Annotated in this window: 10 protein-coding genes; 1 reads left to right on the forward strand and 9 read right to left on the reverse strand. The window is 47.9% G+C overall.

Annotated elements, in window-relative coordinates; genetic code table 11:
• Positions 1-75 precede the first annotated feature (75 nt).
• The 5 genes from ACOJUO_RS12910 to ACOJUO_RS12930 all read right to left on the reverse strand — a co-directional run bounded on the left by ACOJUO_RS12910 (position 76) and on the right by ACOJUO_RS12930 (position 10,892).
• Positions 76-1,752: a hypothetical protein gene (locus tag ACOJUO_RS12910; protein WP_422140035.1), complete on the reverse strand. Its 1,677-nt coding sequence runs from the start codon at positions 1,750-1,752 to the stop codon at positions 76-78.
• A 150-nt stretch (positions 1,753-1,902) separates the two neighbouring features.
• Positions 1,903-3,996 (reverse strand): hypothetical protein, encoded by a 2,094-nt coding sequence (locus tag ACOJUO_RS12915; RefSeq protein ID WP_422140036.1) that lies wholly within the window; start codon positions 3,994-3,996, stop codon positions 1,903-1,905.
• 67 nt (positions 3,997-4,063) lie between these two features.
• A complete protein-coding gene (locus tag ACOJUO_RS12920) occupies positions 4,064-5,806 on the reverse strand; it encodes a hypothetical protein (RefSeq protein ID WP_422132424.1) in 1,743 nt (580 codons plus the stop codon).
• 110 nt (positions 5,807-5,916) lie between these two features.
• The gene (locus ACOJUO_RS12925) at positions 5,917-8,535 is read right to left on the reverse strand and encodes a C2H2-type zinc finger protein (RefSeq protein WP_422140037.1); all 2,619 of its coding nucleotides are present in this window, start codon (positions 8,533-8,535) and stop codon (positions 5,917-5,919) included.
• Positions 8,536-8,702: 167 nt separating this feature from the next.
• Positions 8,703-10,892 carry a hypothetical protein gene (locus ACOJUO_RS12930; RefSeq protein ID WP_422140038.1) on the reverse strand — a complete coding sequence of 730 codons (2,190 nt, stop codon included), beginning with the start codon at positions 10,890-10,892 and terminating at the stop codon, positions 8,703-8,705.
• 176 nt (positions 10,893-11,068) lie between these two features.
• Here ACOJUO_RS12930 and ACOJUO_RS12935 point away from each other — a divergent pair, with 176 nt between their 5' ends.
• On the forward strand, positions 11,069-11,368 hold the full coding sequence (locus tag ACOJUO_RS12935) for a hypothetical protein (protein WP_422140039.1): 300 nt from the start codon (positions 11,069-11,071) through the stop codon (positions 11,366-11,368).
• 104 nt (positions 11,369-11,472) lie between these two features.
• On the opposite strand, the gene ACOJUO_RS12940 is transcribed toward ACOJUO_RS12935, so the two are convergent.
• From ACOJUO_RS12940 to ACOJUO_RS12955, 4 genes are all read right to left on the reverse strand, one after another.
• Complete coding sequence (locus ACOJUO_RS12940; RefSeq protein WP_422140040.1) at positions 11,473-13,818, reverse strand: hypothetical protein; 2,346 nt, start codon at positions 13,816-13,818, stop codon at positions 11,473-11,475.
• 125 nt (positions 13,819-13,943) lie between these two features.
• Positions 13,944-14,594 (reverse strand): hypothetical protein, encoded by a 651-nt coding sequence (locus tag ACOJUO_RS12945; protein WP_422132430.1) that lies wholly within the window; start codon positions 14,592-14,594, stop codon positions 13,944-13,946.
• A gap of 480 nt (positions 14,595-15,074) precedes the next feature.
• Positions 15,075-15,425 carry a hypothetical protein gene (locus tag ACOJUO_RS12950; protein ID WP_422140041.1) on the reverse strand — a complete coding sequence of 117 codons (351 nt, stop codon included), beginning with the start codon at positions 15,423-15,425 and terminating at the stop codon, positions 15,075-15,077.
• Between the two features lie 122 nt (positions 15,426-15,547).
• On the reverse strand, positions 15,548-17,458 hold the full coding sequence (locus tag ACOJUO_RS12955) for a hypothetical protein (RefSeq protein ID WP_422140042.1): 1,911 nt from the start codon (positions 17,456-17,458) through the stop codon (positions 15,548-15,550).
• Between the last annotated feature and the right edge of the window lie 101 nt (positions 17,459-17,559).

Genomic DNA, 17,559 nt, shown 5'->3' on the forward strand with positions numbered 1-17,559 from the left:
ATCCTTGGATTCTGGTTTACAAAGAGGAAGGATAGATCAAGAAAATAAGTTTGTTTTTCTGCTAAAGAGCTCTTGTTAATCCAGATTCGTATCAACAGGCTTGCGTTTTCGATGTTTTCTTTTGTGCAGTCGCAAGGCTTCAACATTCTTGCAGGCTTTTCCGCATGGTCGCTGCTGACCATCCTCTCCGATCAAGGGTTCGTCGCAGGTTTGTCGTCCGGTGTGGACCCTTTTTTTGTGATTCTTCAGGTATCGAGCATTAGTGAGGACCATTCCGCATGGCCGAAGCAGGCCATCCTCACCGATCACGGTTACGTCACAGGTTTTTTTTCTGCTGTGAAAGTGTTCTTTATGATGCATCAGGGCAATAGTATTCTTGAGGATCTTCCCGCATAGCTTAGGCTGGCCATCCTCCCCAACCATGGTAGCGTTGCAGGTTCTTTGTCCGGAGTGGTATCCGCTTTTGTGATCCGTCAGGGCTTGAGCATTTTTGCAGACTTTTCCACATGGCTGCTGCTGGCCATCTTCCCCAATCACGGTGACTTCACAGGTTTTTTGACCGGTGTGGTCTCTTCTCCTGTGATCTGACAAGGCATTATTATGCTTGCAGACCTTGCCGCATTGTCGTAGCTGACCATCCTCTCCGATCACGGTCTTAAGGCAGATTTTTACCCCACTGTGGTAACTGCTTTTGTGAACCGATAAAGCTGCGGCACTCCAGCAGACCTTTCCGCACAATCGCTGCTGGCCATTCTTCCCGACCACCGTTGCTTTACAGATTTTTTGCCTTATGTTGTTTTTGGCTTGCACTGTGTCTTTCTGGGAAAAATGAAGTGGCTTATGACTGAAATGGGTTGATCCCTCTGTTGTTTGTTGTGTTTCTGAAGTCTCCATTGGGGGGTTGAAATGGTCACGCATAAAGGAAATTCCTGTTTTTACGCGAAAACTGTGACAACCAAGATTGAGTAATCCATTGACTATCACCCAATCTTCAGCTGTGAGAGGTAAATGCCTGTGCATTGGCACATCATGATTGACTGAGTCGGCAGGGTCCGCATGTGCTGCTTCTGCATGCCCTGATTGTTTCGGGTTACAGTTATTTGTCGGTTTGTCATTAATGCCATAAGGAGGGCGCGGGCTTTGCCCGAATGTCATTTTTATGCAGCCTTTCGAACTTTCTTTTAAATTCAGCAGCCATTCAGCAGCTTCTCTGCTTTCGGATGATGGTTGGAATCGACAAACACCGTGACAGGGATGGACGAAACAATTTAAACCCATAGTGTGTGAATACTGTGGTGGGTTTCCGTCACCGTCGTCAGAGTCAGAGTAGGGGCGATGAGTGAAATAGCCTGTATTCTGGATGGTAGCTTTTGGGGCTTGCTGAACGGATGATTCTGAAGGCTGGACCTGTTGTTGGTCATGTCCAGAGCCAAACAGGGTAATGATAATCGCAAACGGCTGATCCTCCTGTGGCAAGATAGATGGCGCTTGTAGTTCAATTGGGTTAAACAACGCTGAGACTGGTTTCCAATAGCTTTTTAGAAGCCAACCGACAGTGAAAACCACTTCGACAGGTGGCCATGAATGAGGGCTGCTGTCTGGAGACACTTCTTTGGTGGTGAGGATCAGTTCGTACGCAGTCATCAGATTAGTGGTGTAAATCCACTGCCACGAGATCGACTGAATTATAGAAAAGCGCTTTTTTGGAAAACTTTCATTCTGTTCAAGCTCGACAATAAATCCACTTTTCAACGGTTCAGTCTGACAGAAGACAGAAAACGAAAGCATCAACAGCGTTGTTGCAAAGAATAAGTGTTTAATAATTCTATCCTTGGATTCTGATATACAGTGAGGAAGGATAGATCAAGAAAATAAGTGTGCCTTTCTATCAAAGAGCTTCTGTTAATCCTGGTCGGCTTCAAGAGGCTTGTGTTTTCGATGCAATCTTTTGTGCTTAGACAGGGCTTTAGCATTTTTGAAGATTTTTGCGCATTGTTGCTGATGACCATCATGCCCGACCACGGTCATGCTACAGGTTTTTTTCCCACTGTGGGCAATGCTTTTGTGACTCGAAAGAGCGCCGGCATTCTTGTAGGTTCTCCCGCATCGACGCTGCTGACCATCCTCTCCGACCATGGTCAGGTTACAGATTTTTTGTCCGCCGTGGATAGTGCTTTTGTGATTCCAGAGAGACGCAGAATTCCTGCAGGTTGTCCCGCATAGCCGCTCCTGACCATCCTCCCCGAACACGGTCAGGCCACAGATTCTTTGCCCGCTGTGAATACTGCTTTTATGAGTCGAGAGAACTGCAGCGTTCTTGCAGATTACCCCGCATGGCCGCAGCTGGCGATCTTTTCCAAGCACTTTAAATTCACAGGTTTGTTGCCGACTGTGGTTCCTTTTTTTATGGTCAGTCAGGTTTCGAGAGTGCCTGCAGACCTTCCCGCATAGTCGTTGCTGGCCATCTTCCCCGATCAGGATGAAGTCACAGATCTGCTGCCCGCTGTGGTATTGACTTTTGTGGGTGCATAAAGATTGAGCATTTTTGCAGATCTTTCCGCATGGCCGCTGACGACCATCCTTCCCGACCACGGTCACGACACAGGTTTGTTGCCCGGTGTGGTCTCTTTTTTTGTGATCCGACAGTGCTTTGGTACTCTTGCAGGGTGTCCCGCATGGCCGCTTGAGACCACCTTCTCCGATCTCGATTACGTCACAGATTTGTTGCCCGGTGTGGTTTCTCCTTTTGTGACCCAACAGAGTTTGAGCATTCTTGCAGACAGTCCCGCATGGCAGTGACTGGCCATCCTTCCCGTCCACGATCAAATCACAGATTTGTTCTCCAGTGTGGTTTCTTCTTTTGTGACTCGCCAGAGCCTGAGAATTTTTGCAGACCATCCCGCATGGCCGTTGCTGACCATCCACCCCGAGTACTCTCACGAGACAGGTTCGTTTCACGGTATGGTTTCTTTTTTCCTTAGTCGACCTGACTTGTCGGTAATGGGTCGCCCCCCCGAAAGGAAGGCAGCCCGAAGGTGAAGCCCCTGTCCATTCAGTTGTGCCCGTTTGAAAGGTGTTATGGTTTGATGCTGTGAAGTGGGAAAGGGCAGAGGCAATCCCGGTTTTTTCCACAAGGCTATGACTACCCAGATTGAGTAACCCATTGATTATGACCAAATCGTCACTGTCTTCGATTAAATGCCCATGCATTGACACATAATGATTGAGTGGCTGGGCAGGATCAGTATAACTGGCCTCTGCACTCGGTGGATAGGCATTTTCAGACGATGGTCGGAGTCGACAAATGCCATGACAGGGATAGACGAAACAATTTAAACCCAAAGTATGTCGGTTTGGCTTAGGGTCTTCGTTACCGTCAGCAGAGCCAGAATGCAGCGGGCTGGTGAAAGAGCCTGTTCGTTGGGTGATAGCATTTGCTGCCTGCTGGCCAGATAATTCTGATGACTGATAGTGTGTTGTATGTTGTCCAGGGCCAGGCATCATAGTGGTGATCATAAACGGGTCACTTTGACTCGTCTCTTGTCGTTCAATCGGCTCAAACATGGGTGATTCGGGGTTCCAATAGCTTTTTAAAAGCCAACCGGCAGCGATAACAGCTTCTACAGGTACCCATAAACAGGATAGAGGGGGCTCTCTGGTAGTCAGAATCAGTTCGAAAGCAACCAGCAGATTTTTGGCGTAAAGCCATTGCCACGAAATCGACCCAATGAGGGATGTTTTAAACCCGTAACTGAAAGGTCTGTGTCGTTTTTTATCCGATGGGAAATGAGGTTTCGCATAGCCGTTTTTGTCGGCAATGTCTGATGGGTTTCCCGACAATGTAAGCTGGTCAGGTTTTACAAAAAAGTTCTGGTTTGGAAAGTCTGTATTCTGCTCAAACTCGACAATAAAAAGTCGTGTCAACGTTTTTGCATGACAGATGACAGACAATGACAGTAACAGCAATGCTACAAAGAGGTAATGTTTAATAATCAATACTTGCTTTCTGGTTTACGCAGAGGAAGGATAGATCACCACATCTGAGAGCGGGTATTATTTCAGTTCAAGGGCTGAGATCATCGTTCTGGTCCAGATTAACAGGCTTGCGTTTTCGATGTACTCTTTTGTGTTCATAAAGGCCTCCGGCATTACTAAAGACTTTCCCACATTGCCGCTGCTGGCCACCTTTCCCGATCAGAGTCTCGTAACAGGTTTTTTGCCCGCTGTGGATACTGCTTTTGTGAGTCGACATAGCGGCAGCATTTTTGCAGATTTTCCCGCATTGACGTTGTTGACCATCCTTCCCGACCACGGTTATATAACAGGTTTTTTTTCCACTGTGTTCTCTTCTTTTGTGTTCCGCCAGGGCTTTAGTATTCTTGCAGAGCTTCCCGCATGGCCGCTGCTCGCCATCCTGCGAGACCACTGTTTCGGCACAGACTTTTTGTCTCGTGTGATATCCGTTTTTGTGAGCTGACAGAAGTGGAGCATTCTTCAAAACCATCCCGCATGGCCGCAACTGTCCATCCTCCGCGATCACGGTCATATCACAAGTTTTTTGTCCGGTGTGGTCTCTCCTTTTGTGATATGCGAGGCCTTGAACACTCTTGCAGATCAATCCGCATTTCCGCTGCTTGTTATCCTTGTCGACCACAGACACGTCACAGGTTTTTTGACCAGTATGGTTTCTGCTTTTGTGATCCGCCAGAGTCCGAGCATTCTTGCAGAGCTTCCAACATAATCGTTGCTGGCCATCTTCCAGGATCACTGTCTCGTCACAGGTTATTTGCCCGGTGCAGTCTTCTCTTTCTTGATTCGAGCTGGCTTTTTCATAATGGCAAGCCCCACCAAAAGGAAGGTAGCCCGAAGGTGAAGCCCCTGACCATTTAACTTCGTCCGTTTTAGAGGTTTCAGGATTTGATCTCGTTAATACAACCTTACCGGGTGCTTCGACAAGGCCATGATTACCCAGATTGATCAGCCAATTAATTATGACCCAATCGTCAGACTTGACAGGCGAATGCCCGGGCATTGTCAGATCATCATTCAGTTTCCGGGCAGACTCAGTACAGTTGGCCTCTGCACTTATTGAATGTGCATTATCGGATGATGACCGGAATCTACAAATGCCGTGACACGGATAGACGAAACAATTTAAATCCAAAGTATGTCGATGTGGTTGAGGATCTTCTTTACCGTCTCCAGAGTCAGAATGCACGGGGTTGATGAAAGAGCCTGAAAGTTGGCTGTTGGCTCCTGGAGCTTGCCGGACGGGTGATTCTGTTGGCTGATATTGTGGTGGGTTATGTTCAGAGGCAGTCATCATGGTGGTGATCGCAAAGGGATGATTTTGACTCACATCTTGTTGTTCTGTCGGGTTGAACAGCAGTGAATCCGGATTCCAATAGTTTTTTAAAAGCCAACCAACAGCGATAACCACTTCAAATGGCAGCCATGAATAATGGCTTGAACTTTGTTGTATGTCTCTGGTGGTGAGGATCACTTCGTGAGTAACCAGTAGATTTGTCGTATAAAGCCATTGCCACGAAATTGACTCAATGAGGGTCGTTTTTACCTCGTAACTGTCTGGTCTATGTCGTTTGTCATCCAATGGCAAATCGTGTTCAGGGTAGCTGTTTGTGTCGGCAATGTCTGATGGTTTGCTCGACGATGCAGGCCAGTCTGGGCTTATAGAAAAGTTCAGGTTTGGAAAATCTGCATTTTGTTCAAGCTCGACAATAAGGTGTCTTGTCAACGTTTTGGCCTGGGAAATGACAGACAACGACAGCAACAGCAGTGTTGCCAAGAGAGAATGTTTAATAATTCTATCTCTGCCTTTTGGTTTAAAGAGAGGAAGGATAGATCAAGAAAATAAGTGTGTTTTTATGTTTTGCTCATTGAAGGGCGGTTGTCCGTTCAAGGAGTGATACCATCGTCTGGTTCAACATCGACGGCCTTGCGTTTTCGATGTGTTCTTCTGTGATTGTAAAGGACTCTGGCATTCTTGAAGATTTTTCCGCATTGTCGCTGCTGACCATCTTCCCTGATCACGGTTACGTCACAGGTTTTTGGCCCGCTGTGGAGATTGCTTTTGTGATAGGAAAGAATTGCAGCATTGTTGCAGGTTGTCCCGCATCGCCGCTGCTGACCATCCACCCCGATAACAGTTAGGTTACAGGTTTGTTTTCCGCTGTGGTTTATTCTTCTGTGACCGATCAGGGCTACCGCATTCTTGCAGACCTTTCCGCATCGCCATTGCCGACCATCTTCCCCGACAACGGTCAGGTCACAGGTTTTTTGCCCTGTGTGGTCTCTTCTTCTGTGATCCGAAAGGTCTTGGACACTCCTGCAGGTTTTCCCGCATGGTCGTTGCTGGCCATCTTCTCCGATTACGGTCACGCGACAGGTTTTTTGTCCGCTGTGGATTTTTCTTTTGTGATTCGTCAGGGCTTGAGCATTATTGAAGGTCTTGCCGCATGTCCGGTGCAGGCCATTGTCTCTGATTATGGCCATGCCACAGGTTTTTTGTTCGCTGTGGACTTTTCTTCTGTGTTGCGCCAGATTTCGAGAACTATTGAAGGTCTTACCGCATTGCCGCAGCTGATCATCTCCATCGAACGCGATCACACTACAGGTGTGTTGCCCATTGTGGTAACTGCTTTTGTGATATGACAGGGCTTGATAGCTATTGTAGACTGTTCCGCACGACCGCAGCATACCATCCTCCCCGACCAGGGTCAGGCTACAGGTTTTTTGCCCGCTGTGAACTTTTTTTTTGTGGTCCGACAAGGTTCTGACACTGCTAAAGACCAATCCGCATGGTCGCAGTTGATTATCTTCGCTGACCAGAGTTGCGGTACAGGTTTGTTGGCCGCTGTGGTATCTGCTTCTGTGAGATGTCAGGGCTTGAAGATTCTTGCAGCCTTTCCCGCAAGGCTGCGACTGACCATCCTCTCCGATAATGGTCTCTTCACAGGTTTTTGGACCGGAGTGGAGGCCCCTTTTGTGATTGCTCAGAACCGCAAGATTCTTGAAGATCCTCCCGCACGGCCGCTGTTGACCATCTTCTCCGACTACGGTCAAGGTACAGGTTTGTTGCCCAGTGTGCTTTCTTCTTTTGTGGTCCGACAGCATAACGGCACTCTTGCAGACCTTTCCGCATAGCTGAGGCTGACCATCCTCCATATAGACTGGCTGGTCGCAGGTTTTTTTTTCGGTGTGGGCATTTCTTTTGTGATCCGATAGCGCTCTGGTGCTGCTGCAGACCTTCCCGCATGGCTGTTGCCGACCATTTTCCCCGACCACAGTTATCTGGCAGCTTTGTTGCCCGGTGTGACTTTTTCTTTTGTGGTCCGTCAGGGCTTGGGCATTCTTGCAGACTGTCCCGCATGGCTGTTGCTGACCATCTTCGCCGATCACAGTGACTTGACAGACTTTTTGACCGCTGTGGATTCTTCTACGGTGGTTCGACAGGACATAACTATTCTTGCAGACTGCCCCGCAGGGCTGCGGCTGACCATCTTCTCTGATTACTATTGTTTCACAGACTTTTTGCTCGCTGTTGGTTGTGACTTGTGCTGTGGCTGTCTCGATAAAAGGAGTCTCGCAAAGAGTATGTTGGTTCAGATCAAGTGGGTATGATTCAATGGTTGTTGGTTGTGCTTCTGAATGATTAAGTTTAACGAAAATCCCTTCTTCTTCGAGAAGATATTGTGGGTCGAACAGTGCATTAATGTCGCCAAAATCACTGGTGTTCCAGGGCATGCTCCCCGGGTATGTCAAATCATTTCTGAATGACCCGGCAAAGTCATTTATATAAGCTACCTCGTCTATAGGTAGGCTTTCTTCCGGCTTTGGCGGCCATTCAGCGGACTCTCTGCTATCGGATGAGTGTCGGAGTCGACAAGTGCCATGACAGGAATTGACGAAACAATTTAACCCCAAAGTATGTCGATGTGGTTGAGAGTCTTCGTTACCGTCGCCAGAGTCAGAATGCAGGGGATTATTATAAGCTCCTGTGAGCTGGCTGGCGGCTTCTGTGGTTTGTTGGCCGGATGATTGTGAGCGCTGATATTGTGATGGGTTGTGTTCAGAACCGGACATCATAGTGATGATCGCAAGTCTGTGATTTTGACTCGCCTGTTTTTGTTTAATTGGCTTAAACAGCAGTGAATCAGAGTTCCAATAGCTTTTTAAAAGCCAGGCAGCAGCGACAACTGCTCCTGCAGGTAGCCATGAATAAGGAGTGGAGTACTGAGGAGCGTCTTTGCTAGTCAGAATCATTTCGTAAGCAGCCAGCAACTTCGTGGCGTAGAGCCATTGCCACGAAGTCGACTCAATGAGTGGCATTTTCATCCCGTAACTGTCAGGTCTGTGTCGTTTGTCATCTGATGGCAAAACAGGGTCTGCATAGCCGTATGTGTCGGCAATGTCTGACGGGTTGCCCGACGATGTTTGCCGGACAGGCTTTATAGAGAAGTTCTGGTTTGGAAAATCTGTGTTCTGTTCAAGCTCGATAATAAAATGTCTTGTCAACGATCTGGCCTGACAGATGACAAACAATGACAGTAACAGCAATAGCAGCGCTGCAAAGATTGAGTGTTTAATAATTCTGTGCCTGCCTTCTGGTATACAGAGAGGAAGAATAGATCAAGTAAACAGGCGTGTTCTTTTGTCTTTCTCATGAAAGGGCAGGTCTCTGTTCAAGGACTGAAGTCATCGTCCCGGCTGTCATTAACAGGGTTGCGTTTTCGATGTGTTCTTTTGTGATCCCGCAGAGCTTGAGCATTCTTGCAGATCTTCCTGCACAATCGCTGTCGACCATCCTTCCCGACCATGTTCAAGTCACAGGTTTTTTGTCCGCTGTGGACACTGCTTTTGTGAGTCGACAGAGCAGCGGGATTCTTGCAGATTGTCTTGCATGGCCTCTGCATTCCATCCTCCCCAACCAGGGTCAAGTTACAGGTTTGTTGCCCACCGTGTTTTCTTCTTTTGTGGTCCGACATGACTTTGGCACTCTTGCAGGGCTTCCCGCATGGCTGCTGCATGCCATCTTCCCCGACCACGAGCATGTCACAGGTTTGTTGCCTTGTGTGGTTTCTTCTTTTGTGATCCGCCAGGCTCTGAGCATTCTTGCAGAGCATCCGGCATGGTCGTTTCTGGCCACTTTTTGTGACCACGGTTACGGAACAGGTTCTTTGCCCGCTGTGGATAAAGCTTCTATGAGCCGAAAGGGCATGAGCATTCTTGAAGACCCGCCTGCACGGCTGCAGTTGGCCATCTTTCCCGATTAGGGTTGCGTCACAGGTTTTTTGCCCGCTGTGACTTATTCTTTTGTGTTCCGCCAGGATTTGACTACTTTTGCAGACCTTTCCGCATTGACAAGGTTGGCCATCCTCCCCGAGCACTGTCTCGCCACAGATTTTTTGCCCGGAGTGGTGTCTTCTTTTGTGATCTGAGAGGGCTTTAATATTGTTGCAGACCTTTCCACAGAGTTGCGGTTGGCCATCCTTCCCGAGCACTGTCTGGGCACAGGTTTGTTGTCCGGTGTGATGTCTTCTTTTGTGATCTGACAGGTTTTTGATGCTTTTACAGACTTTTCCACAGAGTTGCGGTTGGCCATCCTCGCCGAGCACCGTCTCGCAACAGGTTCGAGGCCCCGAGTGGTGTCTTCTTTTGTGATCTGACAGGGCTTTGATACTGCTGCAGACTCTTCCACATAGTCGTTGCTGACCATCTTCCCCAAGCAGTTTGTCGACACAGATATGTTGCCCGGAGTGGTCTCTTTTTTTTTGATCCAAAAGGCCTTGTTGGCAATGGTTAGCGCCTGTGTAAGGGAGACAACCCGAAGATGAAGTCTCTGCCGATTCAATGTCGTCCGTCTGAGAGTCTTTATTGTCTGATGTCGTGAATATAATCTTATCAGCTGCTGCCTGGGCTGTCCGGGAAGGATGAATCAGGTTTTGATTCCATTGGGTTGATGCTGTTGTTTGTTGTGCTTCCAAAGTTTCTGCCGGGGGAGTGCAATGGATTAGCGAAATGGAAAACGGGTTTTTTTCGGCAAGACCATGACTACCCAGATTGAGTAACCCATTGATTATGAGCAAATCATCGGTGGTGACGGGTAAATGCCAAAACATCGTCAGTGGTCGGGTTTTTACAGTACAGGCGGCCACTGCACTCAATGAATGTGCATTATCGAATGATGGTCGGAATCGACAAACACCGTTACAGGGATAGACGAAACAATTTAAACCCAAAGTATGTCGATGTGATTGAGGGTCCTCGTTATCGTCACCGAAGCCAGAATGCCAGGGGCTGGTAAAAGACCCTTCGGGATAGGGGGTGGTTCTCGGAGCCTGTTGGCCAGATGCTTGTGAAGGTTGATATTGTGATGTCTGATATTGTGATGGGTTGCGTTCAGAACCAGGCGTCATAGTGATGATCGAAAGCGGGTCATTTATACTCGCCTCCTGTTGTTCATAAGGATTGAATAAGGATGACACAGGGTTCCGATAGTTGTTTAAAAGCCATCCGACAGCTACGACCGCTTCCAGGGGTAATGATGAATAAAGGTTGAACCCCGTCGGGGCGTCTTTGGTGGTCAGGATAAGTTCAAAAACAACCAGCAGATTTGCGGCATAAAGCCATTGCCATGAAATCGATTCAATAAGGGGCGTTTTCAGCCCGTAACTGCAAGTTTTCTGTCGTTTTTTATCTGATGACAAACTGGGTTCAATACTACCGTTTTTGTCGGCAATGTCTGACAGGGGGCCTGGCAATATATGCAATTCGTTTTTTATCGAAAAGTGCTGTTCAGGAAAATCAGCATTCTGTTCAAGCTCGACAATAAAACGTCTTACCAATGGCTTGGCCTGGCAAATGACCGACAACGACAGCAACAGCAGTGTTGCAAAGAGAGAGTGTTTAATAATTCTATCTCTGCCTTCTGGTCTACAGAGAGGAAGGATAGATCAAGAAAATAAGTGTGTTTTTGTATCTTCCTCGAGGAAGGGGGAGTTTCTGCTATTCTCAATTTTCAAACAAAAAACCACATGGGACTGGCAGTATGGGCCTTGAGTCAAGAGTCACGGTACTGGAAGAACAACAAGACAAATGGGAGAAAGTGACCGCAAGCTTAAGCGATAGCTTATCGTTTATGCTTCGGTCATATCAGCAATTAGAGATTCACCTGAAAATACATGATCGGAAATTTGACAAGATTGACCAACGTTTTAAGGAGGTTAATCAACGTTTTAAGAAGGTTGACCAGCGTTTTGACAAGATTGAAAACTATTTAGAGGATCATGACCGTCGTTTTGACAAGATTGAAGACATGCTAATCCAGATCTTCAATAAGCTCGCGTAGCACAAACCTCACAGGACAGTCAGCACGAGTCTTGAGGCAACAATCACGTTACTGGGAGCATCGGGAACACTTCCGTCGTTCCCGGCTTCACTCCCGTCATTGCCTCAATTCAGATCAACAGGCTTGCGTTTCCGATGTATTCTTTTGTGACTCGACAGCTCTGAGGCACTTGTGCAGACCTTCCCACAAAGTCGCTGTTGGCCATTTTCTCCGATCACGGACAGGTTACAGGTTTTTTGCTCGGTGTGGTCTCTTCTTTTATGGTCCGACAGGGCCTGAGTATTTTTGCAGACCATTCCGCATGGCCGTTGCTGGCCATTATTCCCGGCAATGGCCAGGCTACAGGTTTTTTGCCCGCTGTGGTATCTGGTTTTGTGAGATGACAGAGAGTTACTATTACCGAAGACCTTGCCGCATGCCTGCTGCTGGCCATCTTCTCCCACCACGATACTGTCACAGGTTTGTTGTCCGCTGTGGACTCTGCTTTTGTGATCCAGAAGGGCTTGAGCACTTCTGCAGACCGAACCGCATAGTTGCTCAATGCCATCCTCTGTGAGCACTTTTACGGCACAGGTTTTTTGACCGCTGTGGGCGCTGCTTTTGTGAGACGACAGTGATTGTAAATTCTTGAAGACCTTCCCACATAGCTCTCGCTGGTTGCCCTTCCCAAGCCAGGTTAGGTCACAGATTTGTTGCCCGCTGTGAGCTACTCTTTTGTGATACAACAGGGCCTTGGCATTTTTGCGGACTTTCCCGCATGGCCGCAGCTGGCCATTTTTTCCGGCCACGGTCTGGTTGCAGGTTTGTTGTTCGCAGTGGAGTATTTTTTTGTGATTCATCAGGGCATAAGCATTCTCGCAGACTGTTCCGCATGGCTGCTTTTCGCCATCCTCCCTGACTACTGTTACGACACAGGTTTTTTGTCCGGTATGGTATTGGCTTTTGTGAGTTGAAAGTACTTTTTTATTCTTGCAGACCTTTCCGCATTGCCATCGCTGACCATCTTTCCCGGCTACGGTCATCTCGCAGGTTTTTTGCCCGGTATGGGTTCTTTTGTGGGATGACAGAGCTTTAGCGCTCCTGAAGAGCTTCCCGCATGGCTCTTGCTGGCCATCTTTCCTGATCATGATCTCGTTACAGGTTTCTTGTCCGGCGTGGTCCCTGTTTTTGTGATTAAACAAGTCTAAAGCATTTTTGAAGACCTTTTCGCATGGCCGTTGCCGGTCATCCTTCCCGGTCACAATCTCGTCACAGGTTTTTTGTCCGCAGTGGTATCTTCTTTTGTGTGACATCAGGGCCTGTAGATTCTTGCTGAGCACTCCGCATGGCCGCCGCTGGCCATCCTCCCCGATCACGGTAAGGTTACAGGTTCGTTGCCCGGTGTGAGCTTTTCTTTTGTGATCCGACAAGGCGTATTTACCCTTGTAAACCTTTCCACATAGCTGCAGTTGGCCATCCTTCCCGACCAGGGGCAGGTTACAGGTTTGTTGCCCGCAGTGGAGTGATCTTTTGTGGACCGCCAGGGCGCGAGCATTCTTGCAGACCTTCCCGCATGACGACTGTTGCTCATTCTTCCCGAACACTATCATGTTGCAGATTAATTGCCCGGCATTGCCAGTTGTATGGGCTACCCCTGTATTCTCTGAGTCTGAGGCGACGCCATTTTTAAAGTTGCAACGATAACAGTGTGCATTGGCCAAATGAGAGCATGAGCTCTGTCCGGGTGTTGATCCTGTGTGGTCTGTTGAACTTTTGGATGAATCCAAAGATTGTCGGAATTGGCAAATGTCAATACAGGGATGGACGAAACAATTCAGACCCAAAGTATGTGAGTGCTGTTGAGGGTTTTCGTTACCGTCGGCAGAATCATAATAAAGAAGTTGAGTGAAATAGCTTTTAGGGAAGGTGATGGTCTGTCGGACTGGCTGGCCGGATGATTCTGATGGTGTGGTTTGTTGTGAGACATGTTCAGAGCCAGCCATCACAGTGGTGATCGCAAACGGATGATCCTGAATCGCCTTTTTTTGTTCAATCGGGCTAAACAGCGTTGAATTGGGGTTCCAATAGCTTTTTAAGAGCCAACTGACAGTGATAGCCGCTTCTGATGGCAGCCATGAATAAGCGTTTCGCCATAGAGAGCTGTCTTTGCTGGTCAGGATCAGTTCATAAGCAATCAGTAGGTTAGTGGTGCAGAGCCATTGCCACGAAATCGAGTCAATGAAGGTGGTTTTCACTCCGTAACTGTCAGGTTTATGTCGTTTGTTATGGGATGGCAACCCGGGCTCTGCATAGCCGTGTTCGTCGACAATGCCTGACGGAGGGCCCGACAATATACGCAAGTCGTGTTTTATAGCAAAGTGCTGTTTGGGAAAATCAGCATTCTGTTCAAGCTCGACAATAAAACGTCTTACCAATGGCTTGGCCTGGCAAATGACGGACAACGACAGCAAGAGCAGCGCTGCAAAGAGAGAGTGTTTAATAATTCTATCTCTGCCTTCTGGTGTACAGAGAGGAAGGATAGATCAAGAAAATAAGTGTGTTTTTGTATATTGCTCATGGAAAGGCGAGTGTCTGTTCAAGGATTAAGGCCACTGCCCCAATTCACATCAACAGGCTTGCGTTTTCGATGTGTTCTTTTGTGATTCCTCAGCTCCATGGCATTTTTGCAGACCTTTCCACAGGGTTGTTGCTGGCCATCTTCCCCGATCACGAGCAGGCTACAGGTTTGTTGCCCGGAGTGGTTTCTTCTTTTATGATTCCAAAGGACTGAAGCATTCTTGCAGATCAGCCCGCATGGACGTTGTTGGCCATCCTTCCCGTTTATGACCACGCTACAGGTTTTTTGCCCGCTGTGGTTTCTTCTTTTGTGATCCAACAGGCTCTGAGTACTCTTGCAAACCATCCCGCATAGTCGCTGAATGCCATCCTCTCCGACCATTTTTACTTCACAGGTTCTCTGTCCGCTGTGGTATTTGCTTTTGTGATCCGACATGGCTTTAGCGCTTTTGCGGATCGCCCCGCATTGGTGAGACAGGCCATCCTCTCTAAGCAGGGTTACGTCACAGATTTGTTGCCCGGTGTGGTGGTTGCTTTTGTGAGAGGACAGTGATTTTTTACTCTTGTAGATCTTCCCACATTGCATTAGCTGGCCATCTTCCCTGAACACTATCACGTTGCAGATTGCCAGCCCGGCTGGGGGAGCTGTATTGGCTGATCCTGCAGCCATCGGATTTGAGGCGACCCCACTTACAGAGTTACAACTACAGTCGTCTATTGCCTAAATGGGGGCATGATCCCGGTTTGGGTGTGGCTCCTGTGCAGTCTTTCGAGATTTCTACTGATTTGATTGCTCTGCTATCGGATGAATCGGGAGGTTGTAGAAATTGACAAAGGCCGTTGCAGGGATGGACGAAACAATTCAAACCCAGGGTATGTGAGTGTTGTTGAGGGCTTTGGTTCCCTTCACCAGAGTCAGAATAAAGGAAATGATTGAAAGAGCCTGCACAATGGTTAGTTACTTGTGGGGCTTGCTGGCCGGATGATTCTGATGACTGGCCTTATTGTTGGTCATCTATAGAATCATGCATCATAGTGGTGATTGCAAACGTGTGGTTTTCACTCGCCTCTCTTGGTTCAATCGGATTAAACAGCAGTGAATACGAGTTCCAATAGTTTGTTAAAAGCTGATCGACAGCGATAGCCGCTTCTACAGGTACCCATGAACAATGGTGGGAGCTTTCACGGGTGTTTCTTGTGATCGGGATGAGTTCGTATGCAACCAGGAGATTTGTTGCGTAAAGCCATTGCTGTGAAATCGATCCAATAAGGAGCGTTTTACCCCGTATTCTTCAGGTCTTTGTCGTTTGTCATCTGATGACAGAACGGTCTCTGCATAGTCGTTTTTTCCGGCAATGTCTGGCAGGTTGTCTGACAAAATATGCCCGTCAGGCTTTACAGAAAAGTTCTGGTTTGGAGAATCTGTATTGTGTTCAAGCTCGACAATAAATCGTCTCGTCAATGGATTGGCCTGGCAGATGACAGACAACGACAGCAACATCAGTGCTACAAAGAGTGAGTATTTAATAATTCTGTCCTTGCCTCCTGTTACACAGAGAGGAAGGATAGATCAAGAAAATAAGTGTGTTTTTGTAACTTTCTCATGAAAAGGAAGTTGTCCATTCAAGGATTAAGGTCATTGTCTAAATTCACATCAAAAGGCTTGCGTTTTCGATGAATTCTTTTGTGATTCGACAGGGCTTGGAGATTTTCACAGACCTTCCCGCACGGCCGCTGCTGACCATCCTCCCCGATCACTGTCACTTCACAGGCTTTTGGCCCGCTGTGGTCTCTTCTATAGTGATTCGTCAGGGTTCTGGCATTCTTGCAAACCTTTCCGCATGGTCGTTGCTGTCCATCCTCAACGACCACCGTTGCGTCACAGGTTTTTTGCCCGCTGTGGATTTTGCTTTTGTGATCCCACAGGGCATGGGCACTCTTACAAACCCTCCCACATGGTCGCTGCTGACCATCTTTCTCGACCACTGCCACATCACAGGTTTTTTGCCCGCTGTGAACTTTGCTTTTGTGAACCGAGAGGATTGAAGCATTCTTACAGACCGTCCCGCATGGCCTCTGCTGGCCATCCTTCCCGACTAATGCCTCGTCACAGGTTTGTTGCCCGGAATGGAAGATGCTCCTGTGAATCCCAATGGCTACGAGATTCTTGCAGGTCATACCGCATGGCCGCGACTGGCCATCCTCACCAACCACGGTTGTGTTACAGGTTTGTATCCCGGTGTGCTCTTTTCTTCTGTGATAAAACAGAGCCTGAAAATTCTTGTAGATCTTCCCGCATGGTTGCTGCAGGCCATCCTCTGTGACCAGGGTCGCTCTACAGGTTTGTTCCCCGCCGTGGTTTTTGCTTTTGTGATTCCAAAGAGATTGAGCATTCTTGCAAACCATGGCACATACCCGCTTTCGGCCATCCTCCCTGACCACAGTAAAGTCACAGGTTTTTTGCCCGCTGTGGACGATTTTTTTGTGAGCGTAGAGGGCTTGAGCATTCTGGCAGGTCATCTTGCATGGCCGCCGTTGTCCGTTCTCCCCGGCCACGGTTAGCTCACAGGTTTTTTGCCCGGTATGGTAACTGCTTTTGTGAGATGAAAGTGCTCTTTCATTCTTGGCGACCTTCCCGCATTGCTGCAGTTGGCCATCCTTTCCGACTAATAACTCTCTGCAGATTGTTTGCTGCGGGGGATTAGTTGTATCGGCCAGAAGAGTAACCTTTGAGTTCAGGGCGATCCCGTCTAAGGCGACCCCGTCTAAGGCGACCCCGTCTAAGGCGACTCCGTCTGTAGAGTCGAAGCTATCAAATTGTGTATTAGTTTGATGGGGGGTTGAGCTTTGTTCGAGTGTTGCGCCTGTGTGGTCTGCCGAACTTTCTCGACATTCCAGCGCTCCGCTATCGGATGAATCTGAAGATTTTCGGAATTGACAAACATCATTACAGGGATGGACGAAACAATTTAAACCCAAAGTATGTGAGTGTTGTTGAGGGGCTTCGTTACCGTCATCAAAGTCAGAATACAGTAGACTGGTGAAATAGCCTATAGGGTAGGTTGTGATTTGTGGGGCTTGTTGGATGGATGATTCTGAGGGCTGGGCCTGTGCTTGATTAGGTTCTGAGCCAGGCATCATAGTGTTGATCGCAAACGAGAGATCCACCTCTGTCAACATAAATCTCGCTTGTTGTTCAAGAGGCATAAACAACGCTGAATCAGGGGACCGATTGCTTTTTAAAAGCCAACCAACAACGATAATCGTTTCTACAGATAGCCATGGATAAAGATTGGAGCTTAAAGAGGCGTCTTTGCCAGACAGGATCAGTTGAAGAGTAACCAGAAGGTTCGCGGCGTAAAGCCATTGCCATGAAATCGAGTCAATGAAGTTTATTTTTATTCTGTAATTGTCATTTCTGTGTCGTTTGTCATCCAATGGCAAATCAGACACTGTATGGTCGTTTGATCCGACAATAAAAGGCTCTGTCAACGGCTCGGCCTGACAGAAGACAGATAATGACAGTATCAGCAACAGCAGTGCTGCAAAGCATGAGAGTTTAATAATTCTATCCTTGCCTTCTGATTTACCAAGGGGAAGGATAGACCAGGGAAGTAAGTGTGTTTTTGTGCCTT

Origin of the sequence: Endozoicomonas sp. ALC020 (genome assembly GCF_049275935.1) — a bacterium.
Taxonomy (GTDB): Bacteria; Pseudomonadota; Gammaproteobacteria; order Pseudomonadales; family Endozoicomonadaceae; genus Endozoicomonas_A.